Annotated in this window: 14 protein-coding genes; 6 read left to right on the plus strand and 8 right to left on the minus strand. The window is 62.5% G+C overall.

Annotated features, from left to right (window positions below):
• Positions 1 to 23: 23 nt before the first annotated feature.
• Both FFS37_RS01630 and FFS37_RS01635 read right to left on the minus strand, forming a co-directional pair.
• On the minus strand, positions 24 to 1,280 hold the full coding sequence (locus FFS37_RS01630) for a polysaccharide biosynthesis/export family protein (RefSeq protein ID WP_171026139.1): 1,257 nt from the start codon (positions 1,278 to 1,280) through the stop codon (positions 24 to 26).
• Between the two features lie 86 nt (positions 1,281 to 1,366).
• Positions 1,367 to 2,044 carry a sugar transferase gene (locus tag FFS37_RS01635; RefSeq protein WP_137929180.1) on the minus strand — a complete coding sequence of 226 codons (678 nt, stop codon included), beginning with the start codon at positions 2,042 to 2,044 and terminating at the stop codon, positions 1,367 to 1,369.
• 599 nt (positions 2,045 to 2,643) lie between these two features.
• On the opposite strand from FFS37_RS01635, the gene FFS37_RS01640 reads away from it, so the two are divergent.
• Positions 2,644 to 2,919 carry an exopolysaccharide production repressor exox gene (locus FFS37_RS01640; protein ID WP_137929181.1) on the plus strand — a complete coding sequence of 92 codons (276 nt, stop codon included), beginning with the start codon at positions 2,644 to 2,646 and terminating at the stop codon, positions 2,917 to 2,919.
• Between the two features lie 83 nt (positions 2,920 to 3,002).
• Here the strand turns inward: FFS37_RS01640 and FFS37_RS01645 are convergent, their stop codons facing one another.
• From FFS37_RS01645 to FFS37_RS01670, 6 genes are all read right to left on the minus strand, one after another.
• Positions 3,003 to 4,847: an ABC transporter ATP-binding protein gene (locus FFS37_RS01645; protein WP_137929182.1), complete on the minus strand. Its 1,845-nt coding sequence runs from the start codon at positions 4,845 to 4,847 to the stop codon at positions 3,003 to 3,005.
• Positions 4,837 to 5,808, minus strand: a complete 972-nt coding sequence (locus tag FFS37_RS01650; RefSeq protein WP_137929183.1) for a phosphoenolpyruvate carboxykinase (ATP) — start codon at positions 5,806 to 5,808, stop codon at positions 4,837 to 4,839. Before FFS37_RS01650 ends, FFS37_RS01645 begins: the two co-directional genes overlap by 11 nt.
• A complete protein-coding gene (locus FFS37_RS01655) occupies positions 5,805 to 7,727 on the minus strand; it encodes a lasso peptide isopeptide bond-forming cyclase (protein ID WP_137929184.1) in 1,923 nt (640 codons plus the stop codon). The genes FFS37_RS01650 and FFS37_RS01655 overlap by 4 nt, the downstream gene beginning before the upstream one ends.
• Positions 7,724 to 8,185: a lasso peptide biosynthesis B2 protein gene (locus FFS37_RS01660; protein WP_232375551.1), complete on the minus strand. Its 462-nt coding sequence runs from the start codon at positions 8,183 to 8,185 to the stop codon at positions 7,724 to 7,726. Before FFS37_RS01660 ends, FFS37_RS01655 begins: the two co-directional genes overlap by 4 nt.
• 40 nt (positions 8,186 to 8,225) lie before the next feature.
• On the minus strand, positions 8,226 to 8,525 hold the full coding sequence (locus tag FFS37_RS01665) for a PqqD family protein (protein WP_137929186.1): 300 nt from the start codon (positions 8,523 to 8,525) through the stop codon (positions 8,226 to 8,228).
• 140 nt (positions 8,526 to 8,665) lie between these two features.
• The gene (locus tag FFS37_RS01670; protein ID WP_010913078.1) at positions 8,666 to 8,818 is read right to left on the minus strand and encodes a lasso peptide; all 153 of its coding nucleotides are present in this window, start codon (positions 8,816 to 8,818) and stop codon (positions 8,666 to 8,668) included.
• A gap of 519 nt (positions 8,819 to 9,337) precedes the next feature.
• On the opposite strand from FFS37_RS01670, the gene FFS37_RS01675 reads away from it, so the two are divergent.
• From FFS37_RS01675 to FFS37_RS01695, 5 genes are all read left to right on the plus strand, one after another.
• Positions 9,338 to 10,468, plus strand: coding sequence for a nucleotidyltransferase family protein (locus FFS37_RS01675; RefSeq protein WP_137929187.1), 1,131 nt, complete (start codon positions 9,338 to 9,340; stop codon positions 10,466 to 10,468).
• 70 nt (positions 10,469 to 10,538) lie between these two features.
• Positions 10,539 to 11,561, plus strand: a complete 1,023-nt coding sequence (locus FFS37_RS01680) for a glycosyltransferase family 2 protein (protein WP_137929188.1) — start codon at positions 10,539 to 10,541, stop codon at positions 11,559 to 11,561.
• A gap of 280 nt (positions 11,562 to 11,841) precedes the next feature.
• A complete protein-coding gene (locus FFS37_RS01685) occupies positions 11,842 to 12,243 on the plus strand; it encodes a hypothetical protein (RefSeq protein ID WP_137929189.1) in 402 nt (133 codons plus the stop codon).
• A 150-nt stretch (positions 12,244 to 12,393) separates the two neighbouring features.
• On the plus strand, positions 12,394 to 13,269 hold the full coding sequence (exoK, locus tag FFS37_RS01690; RefSeq protein ID WP_137929190.1) for an endo-1,3-1,4-beta-glycanase ExoK: 876 nt from the start codon (positions 12,394 to 12,396) through the stop codon (positions 13,267 to 13,269).
• Between the two features lie 49 nt (positions 13,270 to 13,318).
• Entirely contained in the window at positions 13,319 to 14,650 is a 1,332-nt protein-coding gene (locus tag FFS37_RS01695) for a UDP-glucose dehydrogenase family protein (RefSeq protein ID WP_137929191.1), read from the plus strand.
• The last annotated feature ends 1 nt before the right edge of the window (position 14,651 follow it).

Consider the following 14,651-nt stretch of genomic DNA (forward strand, 5'->3'; position numbering starts at 1 on the left):
GCTCGTCGACCGCTCGAGCCGTCCTACTGGCTGGCCAGCGGCGCCAACTTCACCTTGATCACGTCGCCGGGCAGTACCGGCGTGTCTTCCTTGGCCGCGATCTCGCTGGTCTTGCCGTCGACGACGCGCACCAGCGCGTAGAGCAGGCTGGGTTCATCGCTGCTTGCGGTGGCGGCCCTGGTCGCCGGATCGCTGGCCTGCGCGATGAGGCCCCGCTGCATGTTGGCCTTCAGCGCCGCCTCGTTCAGGTCGGCCTCGGCCTGCTGCCGGTCGGAGGCGAGGCTCGAGCTCAAGGTGTTCTGAGCATCGATGGCATCCTGCGTCGCCTTGCTGATCGCCTGCTTGGCGGTGAGGATGGCGGTTTCGTAGTCCAGGATCTTGCCCTGCAGATCGGTGACCGACTGCTGCGAATCCAGAAGTCTCGCATTGGCGACCAGACCCTTCTGGGCCAGCGGGCCGATGCTGGCCAGTTGCTGTTGCGCCAGATCGACCTGCTTCTGCTGGTTGACGATCTTCTTCTGCAGCGATTCGATCTCGGCCTGCAAAACCCCCTTGAGATCGTCGAGCGCCTCCAGCTTCAACTTCAGCGCCTTCTGGTCGGACGTCAGGATGGTCATTTCATCATTGACGATGGTTGGCAGCCTGGGATCGCCCTCGACTTCCTTCGGCACCTCGAAACTCGACTTGCCGGCCATGTCGGCGTCGATACGGGCTCGCTTGACGATCAGCCGGATGCGCAGATCGTCCGAGATATCGAAATTGCCCTTGGCGGTGACCAGATCCTTGCCCAGTTGCGGGCCGTAATCGGAGTTGCGCCGGATGCCGCCGGCGACGCTGATCGCCTTCAGCACGGTGAGATCAGGCACATAGGGGAACTGCCCCGGATTCTGTACTTCGCCCGAGATGTAGAATGGACGGAACTGCGCCATCTCGACGGAGGCTTCCGGCTTGTCCGACAAAGCGAGCTTATGCTGCAAGGCTTCACCGATCGCCGCCGCCACCTCGGCCGTGGTCTTGCCGGCGGCCGGCAATTCGCCGACGAACGGCACCGACAGCGTACCCGCCGGGCCGACGGTGTATTGGCCATTGACCGACGACCAGTCGCGGAACGTGCTTTCGACGGTCTGCCATTCGGCGATGCGGACGGTGAGCTTGTCCTGCGAGCCGAGGCGGTAGTCGTCGGCGGCGGCCAGCTGGGGAAAGGCGAGCGATGCCGCGAGGCATGCGGCCACGAGCCGCGAACGGCCGAAAAGCGGGCCGCCGCCAAAGACTTCCAACATGTCTGTTTTCAACGCAACGTTCCGATCCGTTTTGGCCCCATCGCCCGATGAGCTTGCCGCCGGCTGCCCGGCATCGGTCGGCCGGGTCAGTAAGAGCCGCGCGACATCCAGACCGCCGGGACGGTCTTGATGATGATGCGCACGTCGCCGAACAGCGACCAGTTCTCCACATAGTGGCGGTCGAACGCGACGCGGCTGTCATAGGAGACATCGTTGCGGCCGCTGACCTGCCACAGGCCGGTCAGGCCAGGGCGGGACTTGAGATAGTAGACGGCCGCGCTGCCGTAGATTTCCAATTCGTCGCGAACCACCGGGCGAGGTCCGACAAGGCTCATGTCGCCCTGCAGTATGTTGATGATCTGCGGCAGCTCATCGAGGCTGAGCTTCCTCAACACCGCGCCGACGCGGGTGACGCGCGGGTCATTCTTGAGCTTGCGGGTCGCGATCCACTCGGCATTCGCTTCCGGGTTGGTGGCAAGATAGGCGGCCAGAACCTTGTCGCCGTCGGGAACCATGGTGCGGAACTTCAGGCACGGAAAGATCCGTCCGCCGCGACCGATTCGCCGATGGCCGTAGAAAATCGATCCGCCGTCGGAAAACTTGACCAGAAGCGCGATCATGACGAACAGCGGGCTGAGAGCGATCAAGCCGGCCAGCGACCCGAAAATGTCAAAGCTGCGCTTGATGAGGCCGCCGATCGGCGGCGGAAAATCGGTGCCAGCCTGCGAAAAGTCCGCCGTGGCCGACTTGGCAATATCCCTCATGCCGAAACTCCATGCGTTGAACGAATGGTTTACGGCACGATATCAAAAAAATGCTGCAGCGCAACACACAATTTCCCAACTCGTTGAAATAGTCACGTCATGAATTGACTAAATAGTAAGCTCGTGATGCACATTTTTCAGGATGCTTAGCACATTTGTGACAATAAATGGGCAGGAGGAAAAAATCCGGACCTTTTTGGGGCGATTTTTGGGCGGGTCGTTCTCAGAGGGCTACCTGTGGGCATATTAGTGCTTTAGGAAGATACGAAGCTCGCGACTATTAACATAAAATACTACTCAATATTGTGCATATTACTGAAAAGGACTGATGGTTGCAGATTGTGCGAAATGCGCTTGTGTGCGTTGCAGCATGGCAGAGTCGATCGCGCAAGCTCAATCAAAAATATGTGCGGTTGCCCTTGCCGCCCTCTGCCCGTCTTAATAGAATTGCAAATTATACCTGTCAGAGTGGCGACAGGTTGAAAGGCCGGAAGCAACCGGTCGAAAGCGGGTGGTTTTACAAGCCCGCGTCACAAGGGACGGCGCTCGGGTAGGGCAATCGTTGGATATAACCCGAGCCGGTTTATGGGCTGTTGGGTATGTCGCTTCCAAAATTCATCGTTGGGATGCTTTTCGCCCTTGCGATCGTCGTTGCCTGGTCTTGGCTGGGCGGAGCGTCGCTGGGCACGACCTTGTTGCGCGTCATCATATGCGCCGTGGTTATCCAGGCCGGCTATTTTGTCCTTGTCTATGCCATGATCGCCCGAAGCGCGCCGACGCCGGCCGACAGGTTGCGCGAAGCCGAAAGAAAGCTGAGCTCGCCCGAAGTGACCGAAGGCGAGAAGCTGGGCAATGCCCGGCGCAGCCTGCATTAGTTTTTACGCAGTTCCGGAGCGGAAAACCGCTCACACTTTTCCTGGAATTGCCTTGGCTCTTACCAAGCCAGATGTTTCGGCCCTCAGGCCACGTCGGCTGGTTCGGTTTCCGATTGCTCTCCCGCAAGCATTCTGGACAGCCGGCTCGCAGGCTTTGCCTTCAGCCGTTGATACTGCCCGACCTCCACCACGCTGCCGTCCTCCATCGCCACCACCCAGTCGGCGAAGGCGATCATCGATGGCCTGTGTGCGATGGTCAGGATCGTCATCGTGCCACGCAAGCCGTCGATCGACCTGGCGATCAGTGACTGATTCTGCCAGTCGAGCGCGCTGGTGGCCTCGTCAAGGATGAGCAGCGACGGTTTGCGCAGCAGCGCGCGCGCCAATGCGATACGCTGGCGCTCGCCCCCTGAAAGCAGCACACCGCGATCGCCGACCACCGTTTCGAGGCGCTGGTCGAGCCGTTCGACGAATTCGCCGGCATTCGCGGCCCGCAGCGCAGCCCACAATTGTTCGGGGTTGGCCTGCGGCGCGGCAAGTCGCAGGTTCGCCGCGATCGTGTCGTGCAACAGGAACACGTCCTGCGGCACATAGGCCACCTGGTCACGCCAGCGGCGCCGATTGGCGGCATCGATCTCGACGCCGTCAACGAGGATCTTGCCGGTGGTCGGCTCGAGCAGGCCGAGCAGCATGTCTGCGATCGTACTCTTGCCCGATCCGGAAGGACCGATCAGGGCGGTGACCTTGCCTGCCGGAAGGCCGAAGGTGATGTCGTTCACCACCGGTCTGGCGGACCCGTCATAGGCGAAGGAGACGTCGCGGATATTCAGCCCGATGTCCATTGACAGCCTGCCGGCATTCTCGAATTCGGCATGGCCGGGCTCCCGTTCGGCGTCGAAACGCGCCTGCAGGCCGCGCATGGCCGTGTAGGCGGGAAGGTTGATCAGAACCTGCTGGGCCTGTGTCTGCATGTCGACGAAACGCGGCGCGATGCGCATGAAGACCAGCAGCATGACGACGATCTCGGCCAGCGACAGGTTGAAGCGGACCAGCGCCACATAGATGAACAGGCTGAGCCCCACGACGCTTGCCACCTGGAACACGGCGGTGCCGATCGAGGAGTTGCGGACATAGTCGATGTTGTCGGCTTTCATCCTTTCCAGCGTGGCTTGCAGCTGCGCGAAATAGCTGGCCTCGACATTGAGGCTTTTCGCCACTTTGATGCCGCCGAGGAATTCCGAGACCGTCCGGTACTGGTCCTGACGGTTGGCCGTCAGAACCCGGCCGAAGGCGGTGGCCCGCGCCCGAAACGGCTGCAAGGCCATGAACATCAGGATGCCGACGACCACGGCGAACCCGGTCATGACGGGCGAGATGAACATTGAGATGACGAGATAGCCGGCCAGCAGCACGGCGATCTGCACCAGCATCAGCAAGGCGAAGGCCGCTCCCTGGACCCGGTCGATGTCGCCGGTCAGCGCATGGTCGAGATCGGAGCTGCGCATGCGCGTGAACACGCCCCAGCGCGCCTTGCCGATGCTCTCGAACAGGTTGATGCGCAAGCGGTTGATGAAGTCGAACAGCAGCCTGGCCATATAGACCGACTTGAAGCGGTTGAACGCCGCCTGCAGGGCGACAAGCCCGACCAGCAGGCACAAGACCGTGCTCAGCCGCAGCGTTCCGCCGGGCACCAGCCAATGCACGAGATCCGTGTTCGGCAAGCGGACAGCGAAATCCTGGTCGGGGCCCCCGACCAGATGCAGCAACGGCACAAGCAGCAGGATCGAGATGCCTTCCGTCAGGCTGCCCAGGATCAGGAACAGCAGCGCCGTCCAGGTTCGCCGCCCGCCGATCTCGGCAACGACGGCGCCGAAGGCGGCGACGTCGCGAAACAGCGACAGGCCGAAGACCGATGATCTAGACGCCATCAGCCACGTCCCTCTCGATCAGCGCCACGGCCTCGCCGATCCTGTCGAGACCGGTTGGAACTTCCAGCCGGTACACGCCGACATGGTTAGCGATTCCTGAACATTGGCGAAGATGCGCTGCCGCGAAATCACCGGACAGCGCTTCACGGCCAAAACGCGTCACGTAGGAGAACCGGATGATCGTGGGCAGGGCGGCGATGCCGGGCAACCGCGTGGTCCGGGCCTTCTCGCCGCGCTCGAGGACATAGATCCTCGCGACGGGCACCTTGCTCTGGGAAAAGGCGCATTGCAGGCGATGCTGCAGCTTTTCGATCGCGGGGTGCACCTGTGGCCTCACCCGCGCCTGTCCAAGCGGGATAGCGGCCGCGGCGTCGGCGGCGAGCTTGATCTGCGGAAATCCCGGAACGATCACAGGCTCGTGCGGATTGGCGAGATCGATGGCCACGACATCGTCGGTAAGCAGATCATGCCCGGCGCGGATCAGCGCGCTCGCCGTCGTCGACTTGCCCGCCCCCTTGTCGCCCAGGAAGATGGCGCCCTGGCCGGCTATCGCGACGGCGCTGGCGTGCAGCACGAGCAGGCCGCGCCGGTGCAGCAAGAGCGCCATGACCGGCCCCAGCAGCGGAAAGGCGAGCAGGGCGTCGTCGACACCGGGCGCCGGCGCCACATCGATACGGCAGCCGCCGCTGATCAGGAACGCGCCGACAGCGTGCCATGCCAGATACTGCCGGTCGGGCTCGAAGCGGAAGACCGTCGCCGTCTCTGGCGAAGGCTTCGGCATATCGATCGGACCGAGCGCGATAACGATATCGGCGACCGCCGGCGCGGCCGGCTCCAGTTCCGGCAGCGTGACGTCGGATGCGATGGTCAGGCCGTAGGCGCGGTAGAAGCGGCGTTCCCTTTCCAGGCTGCCCGTTGCCTGACGGCTATGCAGGGCGAGCAGATCATTGGCGGGCATCATGCGGCGCTCCCGCCGGGCTGGACCTGCCGCAGCCACAGGGACAGCGAGGCCGAGCGCCAGACATACTGGACGTCGAGGGGGGCGGGCTGATCGGGCTGGCGCAGCAGTCGCGCATAGGCGGCCTTCACCTGTGGCAGGTTGACATAGGGCGCGATGCGGCCGGCGTCAGAGACCAGCAATTGCTCGAGGAGGTCGCGGTGGTTGCGCACCATGCCGTTGACCAGATTGGCGGTGAAGTCGATCTTGGTACGCCGCCATTGCACCGCTGGCGGCAGCACACCCTCCATGGCGCGGCGCAGCACATAGCGGCCAAAGCCGTGTCTCAGCTTTTCCTCGCCCGGCAGCGCCAGGCAGAACTCGACCAGCGGCTTGTCCCAGAAGGGGTAACGCGGTTCGACGCCGAAATTGGCGGCGGCCTTGTCGAGCACTTCGAAAGAATGCGGCACATAGCCGTTCAACAGGATCCAGCGATGGCTGAGCGCATCGCTGGCCTGGACGCCGGGTGGCATATAACCGGCGCGGTGAAAGCGGTCGATGAGTTCGGTGCGCCTGGCCAGGTCGGGATTGATCAGGTCACGCCAGCTGCGCGCGCGTTGCGCTTCGGCGGGCCGGCGTATCCTGTTGACGGCACGGTTCGCCAGATGCCTCAGCCGGGCGATGCGCCAGGCCGGCCCGTAAAGCGTGAGAAACTGGAAATAGAGGCCGAGCGTGGAGTCGCCATAGGTGTTCGAGGCGCTGCGAACCTCCCGCCAGAGATCCAGCCATTTGCCGCCATTGGCAAGCTCGTGCAAATGGCCGTGGCCTTGTGAAACGACCTCGTCGCCGCCATGGCCGTCGAGCAGCACTTTGATGCCCTTGGCGCCCGCCGTGCGATAGATGCCGCGGGTGAGTGTGAGGCCGGGCGCCAGGAATGTCCCCTCTTGTTCCTCCAGCACCCGCTCGAATTCCGCGAAGGGCGCATAGTTGCCGACCGGGATCAGGGTGGGGTTCATCGTCTGCTGGTCGAGCACGGCATCGATGAAGGATCGCTCGTCCATTGGCGAACCGCGCTCGAAAACCAGCGAGAAGGTCGGCAGTTTCGGTTTGCGGTCGGCGGCGTTCTGCAGGCCGGCCACGCAGGCGATCGATGAGGAATCGAGGCCACCGCTGAGCATGGCGCCGACAGCCCGGCTTCCGCGGGTCCGGTTGCGCACCGACTGTGCGAACAGGTGGGCGAATTCCGCCGCCGTATCGGACCGCGCCGGCCGTGGCGACGGCTCTATCTGCCAGTATCGCCGCAACGCGACCTGTTGCGCAGTGACGGTCAGGCTGTGGCGCGCCGGCAGGCTGAAGACATCGCTGTAGGGCGTGGATTGCGGGTCGTCGGGAAGCCCGGCGAGGAAGCCGGAGATGCGGTACTCGCTGACCTCAGCGCCGACGCCGTCCAGGCCGAGCATCGGCCCGATTTCGGAGGCGAAGGCAAACCGGCGTTCCGTGGCGTGGTAGTAGAACGGCTTGACCCCGAAATGATCGCGCGCGCAGAACAGCAGCTGCCGTTCCGCGTCCCAGATGGCAAAGGCGAAGTCGCCCTGCAAATGCACGGGACAGGCTTCGCCCCAGCGCAGGTAGGCCCGCATCAGCAACTGGGCGTCGGCGACCGAGCTGTCGCGCAGGCCGAGCCTTGCCATCAGTTCATCGCGGTTGTCGAGCCTGCAATCGGCTGTAACGGCAAGCTTGCCGCCGGCCATGGTCAGCGGACCCGGGCCGGCCTCGTCCGTGGTGTTGAGCCAGGCATGGCCGAGCGCGATGCCTGTGTCCAGCCACCAGGAACTGCCATCAGGACCACGGTGGCGCATGCGTGCCAGCATGCGCTGGATGTCGGCCGCGGCGTCCGCCGGCGCGGGGCCTTGTCGCTGCAGAAATCCGGCGACGCCGCTCATCGGCTGCCGTGGTCGACCAGATGGGCGAAGCCGTCGAGCGATCCGCCAAGCACGATATGGTTGTCGCTGACCAGCCAGGCATGCGCTTTCAACTGTGCGCCGGTGCCCCGCTCGATACCGATGCGGATGTTGGAAGCATTGCCCTGGCGCGCCAGAATATACTGGCCGGAAAGCGCCTGGGTAAGGCAGGTGGCACGTGGCACGAAGCGCGCGGCGGCGGCAACTCCCCAGGCAACGCGCCGCAGCTCGCCCATGCTGGCGCACTGCCGCGCATCGAGCCGGGTCACCAGGCCGCGAACGCGATTGTACGAGAAAACCGTCAGGCCGAGCCGGACGGCCGCGACCACCAGCAGGCAGCGGCACAGGAAAACGATCTCCGGCCCGCTCAGCGAGAAAATCCTGGCCAGGCCGCGTCGGCCGCTCCAGCGTTTGGCCGGGCTCGATCTTTGTTCTGTCACAGGTCTTTGCCGCGAGGTCATGGCCTTTGTCGGAACCTGCCTAGACAAGTGCCTCATTGTGCAGTCTCGCAAGCCCGTTTTCGGCAAGGCCCTTCAGCAACGCATCGACATCGGCCTTGCAGCGCTCGGCATCGACATTGTAGCGCGCAAGCACGGCGCTGCGGATATCCGCGATTGGCCTGGGCTCCTGGATCAGCTCCCAGATGAAAGCACCGACACCGTTCAGGCTGTAATAGATATTCGATTTCAGGTTGAGCAGCGCGAGGCCGTCGCCGAATTCGCAAGCCACGGCATCACCGGCCGCGCTTACGCAGTCGCGCTCGGATGGGTTCCAGTTCATCGAAAACCTCGCTTGCAACACGCCGTCTACGACAAAAACCGACAGTGCCAACCGGGGAAGTCGGGGACTTTCATCCCCGGCTCCCTCTCATGGTTATTGAATCCTGGAGGCCCAACGTCATCCCCCAGGCCAGCATTGACTCAGGAGAACGTCAGGTCGCCGATCGGGGTGTGCGCCGGAAAGGACGCGTCGATCGCCGTGCTGCCGCCGCCGCCCTGGGTGATGGTTTCGATCGAACCATGCACCGTCAGGCTTGGCGTTTCGTACTCATGCTTTTCAACATTCTGTTCCATTTTACTCTCCTAATGAGGACTGGAAACGGCCTGTCGAGTACCGTCAGCACTTTCATGCTGCGCTGCAATAGCTGCATGGCAACATTTATGAGTCAAGCCTGATTTACCCCGTGTTAATCAATTATGGGTTGCGGACGTCACCATGTGTGTGAGGGTTGCCCAAAATTCAGCCTCTTTTGGATGGAAACCGGCAGCGATCGGCCGATGTTTCCGATGATTCTTTAAGCATTTGATTTTGCTTGCATAAAAATACCTCTTCGTAGATCATTTTTTAGGCAACGCTAAAGGAGGGAATATCTCCTTAGCCGAACTGTGCCAAACGCCGGCTCAAGCGCCTCGGTCAGGCCGCAAAAATAGCTCCTTCATCCAGCCGCTTCAAGGACGGGTTGCAAACGTTATGGTTGTAAAATTTCGCAGTGCGAAAGGAAAGGCTTTACGGCGCCCAGCTTTTTGGCGATGCTTTGCTTCGCACTTGCAGCATACGCGTGGCGAAAGTCGGTTTTGGAGACTGTGCGCTTAATGGCCCTGCCGGAAAGCTCCTATGAAAGACTGCGCGCCGCCGACTGCGTCGACGAGATTGCCTATGTGCGGGCTTGCTTACGATTGTATTTCGCAGCCCCTGCGGCCGTTGCAAGTGAAATATCGGCACGTGGTCTTTCCACGGCCGCTATTGCCGATATCACCAGGCTGAACAAGATCGCCGCCTTCGTCTGGAAGACGCTGTCGCGCGCGCCGTCGGGCGACCGGCCGGTTGAGCTTTTTCAGTGGCTCGACATCTATCGCAAGAAGACGGTTTCGATGAATGCAGCCTGCCTCATGGATTCGATGGCGATCCATCAGGCGCTGCGCGACAGGCAGATCGATTTCGTGTTCCTGAAGGGGCCGTTCCAGCAGCATCTGCTTTACGGCGACCATTTCATGAAGCCGTCGGGCGATGTCGACATCCTGGTTTCGCCCGCGGGATTTGCAAACGCCCGCGATGCGCTGCGTTCCATCGGCTACGAGGTATCGGGCAAGTCCCGTTCCGTCTGGTGGATCCGATTCCTCGGCGAACAGCACATGACCCGCGGCGACGGGCCAAGATCGTCGACGGTCGACCTGCATTACCGCCTCCAGCAGCCGGGTTCTCCAAGCCCGCGCGATGCCGACGGGTTCCTGCGGCGAAAACGGCTGATCAGGATCGCCGGCGCGGAAGTGCCGTTCACTTCCGTGGCCGACACGCTGATGCTGTCCTGCATCAGCGTTGCCAAGGCGCTGTTCAACCGGGAGCCTTGCGCCGGTTATGTCTGCGATATCAGGGCCAGCGCCAACCGCCTTGACGAGGCCGATCAGCAGCGCGTGCTCGATGCGGCGGTGAGCCAGGGGCTGGACGACACGCTGCTGCTCGGCCTGCGCGCCGCCGATGTGCTGCTGGGCGCCACCGGCACGCTTTTGTCGGAACGGGCCAAGCCGATCCTGTCGCGCATCGGCGATGAAGACCTGCTCAGCATGGTCATCGCGCCATGGCTGCCGTCGTTGCGCTGGCCGCAGCGGCGAACGGTGTTGTGGGAACTGTGTGGCCGGGCACCCGTCCGCTATCTGGCGGAGGCGGGCTGGGCGGCGTCGGCGGATCTCAGCCGCCGCATCTTCGAACGCCCGGCCAACCAGTGATGGCGGCGGCGTCGAACATCGAAAGCGTACAGGGCGAGGGCAGATCGGAACCTGTGCAAGAGGCAAATCCATGTCGATGATGAAATCGGAGGTCTGCGTGATCATCGCGGCCAAAAACGCGGCGCGCACGATCACGGTTGCCATCGCTTCCGCTTTGCGCGAGCCGGAAGTGATGGAGGTCGTTGTCGTCGACGACGGCTCAACGGACAATACAGCCGAAGTTGCCCTTTCCGCCGACGATGGCAGCGGCCGGCTGACGGTGATGCGCCTTGACGTCAACAGGGGGCCGTCCTTTGCCCGCAATGCCGCGATCGCGGGCTCGAAAGCGCCGTTCCTCAGCATTCTGGACGCCGACGATTTCTTTCTCGAGGGGCGCTTCCGCAACCTGTTTGCCGGCGCCGATTGGGACTTCGCCGCGGACAACATCATGCTCATCAGGGACGACGCCACCAGCGACGTCACGAAGATAGTCGCGCCGGATTTCGCCGCCGATCCGGAGTTCCTCGATTTCGACCGTTTCGTCGAAGGCAATATCTCCAGGCGCCGCGTGCAAAGGGGTGAGCTCGGCTTCTTGAAGCCCGTGATCAGCCGTGCCTTCCTCGACCGCCATGGCTTGCGCTATGACGAAGGCCTGCGCCTGGGTGAGGATTACGAACTCTATGCACGCGCTGTTGCGCACGGCGCGCGTTTCAAGGTCATCCGTTCCTGCGGCTACGGCGCGATCGTACGCGCCGATTCGCTCAGCGGCCGTCATCGCACACAGGATCTGCAGCGGCTGGCCGATGCCGATCTGGCCCTCCTGAGGATCGACAGCCTGCCCGAGGGTTCAAAGGCGGTGCTGCGGCGGCACGAGCGGCATGTGCGCGACAAGTACAGGCTGCGCAATTTCCTCGACGTGAAGGCCGAGCGGGGTTTGGCCTCGGCCGCCGCCTATGCCTTCGCAAGCCAATCAAACCTGGTTCCCATCGTCCAGGGCGTGGCGTTCGACAAGCTCGAGGCGCTGTTTCGCCGCGTTGGGCTTGTTTCCAGGCAAAAGCCTGTGCCGGCGCTGCGCTTCCTGATGGCCGGAACGAGCACGGGCAAGGGAGGATAGCATCCCGCGCATGCCGGTTCGCAGTGCAGCGCAACGCCACCCGCGCAAACCATTTCCATCGGAATTATGAGTTTACGAATTGGGTGGTTGCCTCATGGCTCCGGTGATGGCAGTCTATGTTGCGGTGCAGCAATTGAACGACCAACCGGACTGGCCCCCGACCGGATTGGTGTTGAAGTCTCTCCCGTCAGGGAGTTGGACGATGCGACTTTCGAGCCCCGGAGGCGGGGATTGGCCAGCAGCCGGGCGCGTGAGCCCGGCAAGGACAGGACTCTAACCCATGGCCTCGATATTCGGCTTCAGATCAAGGGATCCGGCCCGCGACCGGCAGACCGACATCGCGCGGCTCGACCGGCTGGCGAAGCTGTTTGAGCAGATCGCCGCGGAGATCGAGGCCGAGAAAGCTGGCCTGGAGAGCCGTTACCGCAAGACGGCGACGAACGCGGCCTTCCTGGTCGAAGCCATGGAAAACGGTTCGGCCTCCGAGCGACGGTCATCTGAAGTCAGCGCGCTGACCGATTCGATCCTGAATTGCGAACGCCGCATTGCCGAACTGTCGCGCCAGGGTGGCATGATGAGCGGCCTGCGCCATTCGCTGGATATGGTGTTCGACGAAAATAGCACGTCCGATTCGGTCGCCCCGGCTGAAATTGCCAGGCCCGCCGGCGCCGGCCGAGGGTAATGAGGAACGTGCGGGCAGTCGCAAAGGATGTGAAGCACAACGGGAATGGAAACCGGAGAGGGTCAGGGCAGAGGTCAGGGTTGGCCCGTTTGGAAATGGTTCAAACGTCGACTTTGGGTTGGGGACGCACAGCACAAAGGTGAGTTTGGTATGAATTCGGATCCGAAGACTAAATCCATGACTGGAATTGATGCGCTGCCCTTCCGCACCGGGAAAGCCGGCTGGCGCAGGCTGGCTTGGCCGGCTGCTTTGATGCTGGCTGCCATGGGCAGCCTGTGGCCGGCGCCTTCGCGTGCGCAGGACATCCAGTCCGCCCCCTCCTTCGTCGACGATTTCAAGAGTTTCGACCGTTCGCGCTGGTATGTCTCCGATGGCTGGAACAATGGCAGCCATCAGAATTGCACGTGGTCGAAGGGACTGGTCGCGCTTTCCGACGGGGTGCTGTCGCTGGGTTTCGAAAAGCAGAAACTGAAAGATCGCGATTTCGCCTGCGGCGAAATCCAGACCAAGCAGCGCTTCGGCTACGGCACCTATGAGGCGCGGATGAAGACCGACAGCGGCTCGGGCCTCAACGCGGCGTTCTTCACCTATATCGGCCCTTCCGACAAACAGCCCTGGGATGAGATCGACTTCGAGATCCTGACCAAGGACACCTCCAAGGTTCAGGTCAACGCCTATATCGACGGCAAGGGCAAGAACGAGAAGCTGGTGGATGTGCCCGGCGGCACCGACAGCGCTTTCAACAACTATGCCTTCGTCTGGCAGAAGGACTCCCTGCGCTGGTATGTCAACGGCCAGCTGGTCAACACCATCACCGATCCGGCGAAGCTGCCCAGCCATGCGCAGAAGATCTTCTTCAGCCTTTGGGGCAGCGACACGATGAAGGGCTGGATGGGCGCATTCGCGGATCCGGGCCGCAAGCTTTCGCTGCAGGTCGAACGTGTCGCCTTCACTGCGCTCGGCGAGCCCTGCCAGTTTCCGGAATCGCTCGTATGCAGCGTAAAAGAGTTGGGAAAGACGAATTGAACCGGCCGGACCGAACGCGGTCCGCTGCCCTGGACAGGAACGAAACCGAATGAACTTGACGGTGTTTGGAATTGGCTATGTCGGCCTCGTGCAGGCGGCGGTGCTTGCCGAGGTCGGCCACCAGGTTGTCTGCGTCGACATCGACGCGAACAAGGTGGAGCGGCTCAACCAGGGCTTTGTCCCGATCTTCGAGCCCGGCCTCGAAAGCATCGTCAGGGAGAATCATGCCGCTGGCCGCATCAAGTTCACCACGGATGCGGCCGCGGCCGTCCGGCACGGCGAGATCCAGATGATCGCGGTCGGCACGCCGCCCGGCGAGGACGGTTCGGCGGATTTGAAATACGTGCTGGCGGTCGCCGAGACCATCGGCCGTGAAATGGAAAGCGCCAAGATCGTCGTCGGCAAGTCGACCGTTCCGGTCGGCACCTGCGAGAAGGTGAAGGCCAGGATCGCCGAGACGCTGAAGAAGAGGGGCCGCGAGGACCTGACCTTCGATGTCGCCTCCAATCCCGAATTCCTCAAGGAAGGCTCGGCCGTCGCCGACTGCATGAAGCCCGACCGCATCATCGTCGGCACAGCGAGCGAGGAGACCGAGGCGGTGATGCGCGAGCTCTATGCGCCGTTCAACCGCAACCATGAGAAGATGATCGTGATGGACGTGCGCAGCGCCGAATTCACGAAATACGCCGCCAACTGCATGCTGGCCACCAAGATCAGTTTCATGAACGAGATGGCCAACCTTGCCGAGCAGCTTGGCGCCGACATCGAGGAGGTGCGCAAGGGCATCGGCAGCGATCCGCGCATCGGCTACCACTTCATTTATCCTGGTCTCGGCTATGGTGGCTCGTGCTTCCCCAAGGATGTGCGGGCGCTGATCAAGACCGCCGAGGGCATCAAGTTCGACGCCAAGCTGCTGCGCGCCGTTGAGGAGCGCAACAACGACCAGAAATCCGTGCTGTTCGACAAGGTGAACCGCTATTTCAAGGGCAGTCTCAAGGGCAAGACCTTTGCACTGTGGGGCCTGGCCTTCAAGCCCAACACCGACGACATGCGCGAGGCCCCGGCGCGCACGCTGATGGAAGCGCTCTGGAAGGCCGGCGCCACCGTGCAGGCTTATGATCCCGAGGCGATGCAGGAATGCCAGGCCATCTACGGCCAGCGCGACGACCTGCTTTTGTGCGGCACCAAGGAGGCCGCCTTGCGTGGCGCCGACGCCCTGCTGATCGCGACGGAGTGGAAGAGTTTTCGCGCGCCTTCCTTCGATGCATTGAAGGATGCGCTGACCACGCCGGTCATCTTCGACGGCCGCAACCTCTACGACCCCAAGGTCGTGGCGCGCCACGGCATCGAATATCATTCGATCGGCAGAATAGCGGCGTGAG

This window comes from Mesorhizobium comanense (genome assembly GCF_005503535.1).
GTDB classification, from domain to species: Bacteria; Pseudomonadota; Alphaproteobacteria; order Rhizobiales; family Rhizobiaceae; genus Mesorhizobium; species Mesorhizobium comanense.

Excerpts from the sequence above, each read along its gene's own strand:
- FFS37_RS01645 (WP_137929182.1), bottom strand. The coding sequence starts at position 4,847 with ATGGCGTCTAGATCATCGGTCTTCGGCCTGTCGCTGTTTCGCGACGTC.
- FFS37_RS01685 (WP_137929189.1), top strand. The coding sequence starts at position 11,842 with ATGGCCTCGATATTCGGCTTCAGATCAAGGGATCCGGCCCGCGACCGG.
- FFS37_RS01630 (WP_171026139.1), bottom strand. The coding sequence starts at position 1,280 with ATGTTGGAAGTCTTTGGCGGCGGCCCGCTTTTCGGCCGTTCGCGGCTC.
- exoK (WP_137929190.1), top strand. The coding sequence starts at position 12,394 with ATGAATTCGGATCCGAAGACTAAATCCATGACTGGAATTGATGCGCTG.
- FFS37_RS01675 (WP_137929187.1), top strand. The coding sequence starts at position 9,338 with ATGGCCCTGCCGGAAAGCTCCTATGAAAGACTGCGCGCCGCCGACTGC.
- FFS37_RS01670 (WP_010913078.1), bottom strand. The coding sequence starts at position 8,818 with ATGGAACAGAATGTTGAAAAGCATGAGTACGAAACGCCAAGCCTGACG.
- FFS37_RS01695 (WP_137929191.1), top strand. The coding sequence starts at position 13,319 with ATGAACTTGACGGTGTTTGGAATTGGCTATGTCGGCCTCGTGCAGGCG.
- FFS37_RS01650 (WP_137929183.1), bottom strand. The coding sequence starts at position 5,808 with ATGATGCCCGCCAATGATCTGCTCGCCCTGCATAGCCGTCAGGCAACG.
- FFS37_RS01665 (WP_137929186.1), bottom strand. The coding sequence starts at position 8,525 with ATGAACTGGAACCCATCCGAGCGCGACTGCGTAAGCGCGGCCGGTGAT.
- FFS37_RS01640 (WP_137929181.1), top strand. The coding sequence starts at position 2,644 with ATGTCGCTTCCAAAATTCATCGTTGGGATGCTTTTCGCCCTTGCGATC.
- FFS37_RS01680 (WP_137929188.1), top strand. The coding sequence starts at position 10,539 with ATGTCGATGATGAAATCGGAGGTCTGCGTGATCATCGCGGCCAAAAAC.
- FFS37_RS01635 (WP_137929180.1), bottom strand. The coding sequence starts at position 2,044 with ATGAGGGATATTGCCAAGTCGGCCACGGCGGACTTTTCGCAGGCTGGC.
- FFS37_RS01655 (WP_137929184.1), bottom strand. The coding sequence starts at position 7,727 with ATGAGCGGCGTCGCCGGATTTCTGCAGCGACAAGGCCCCGCGCCGGCG.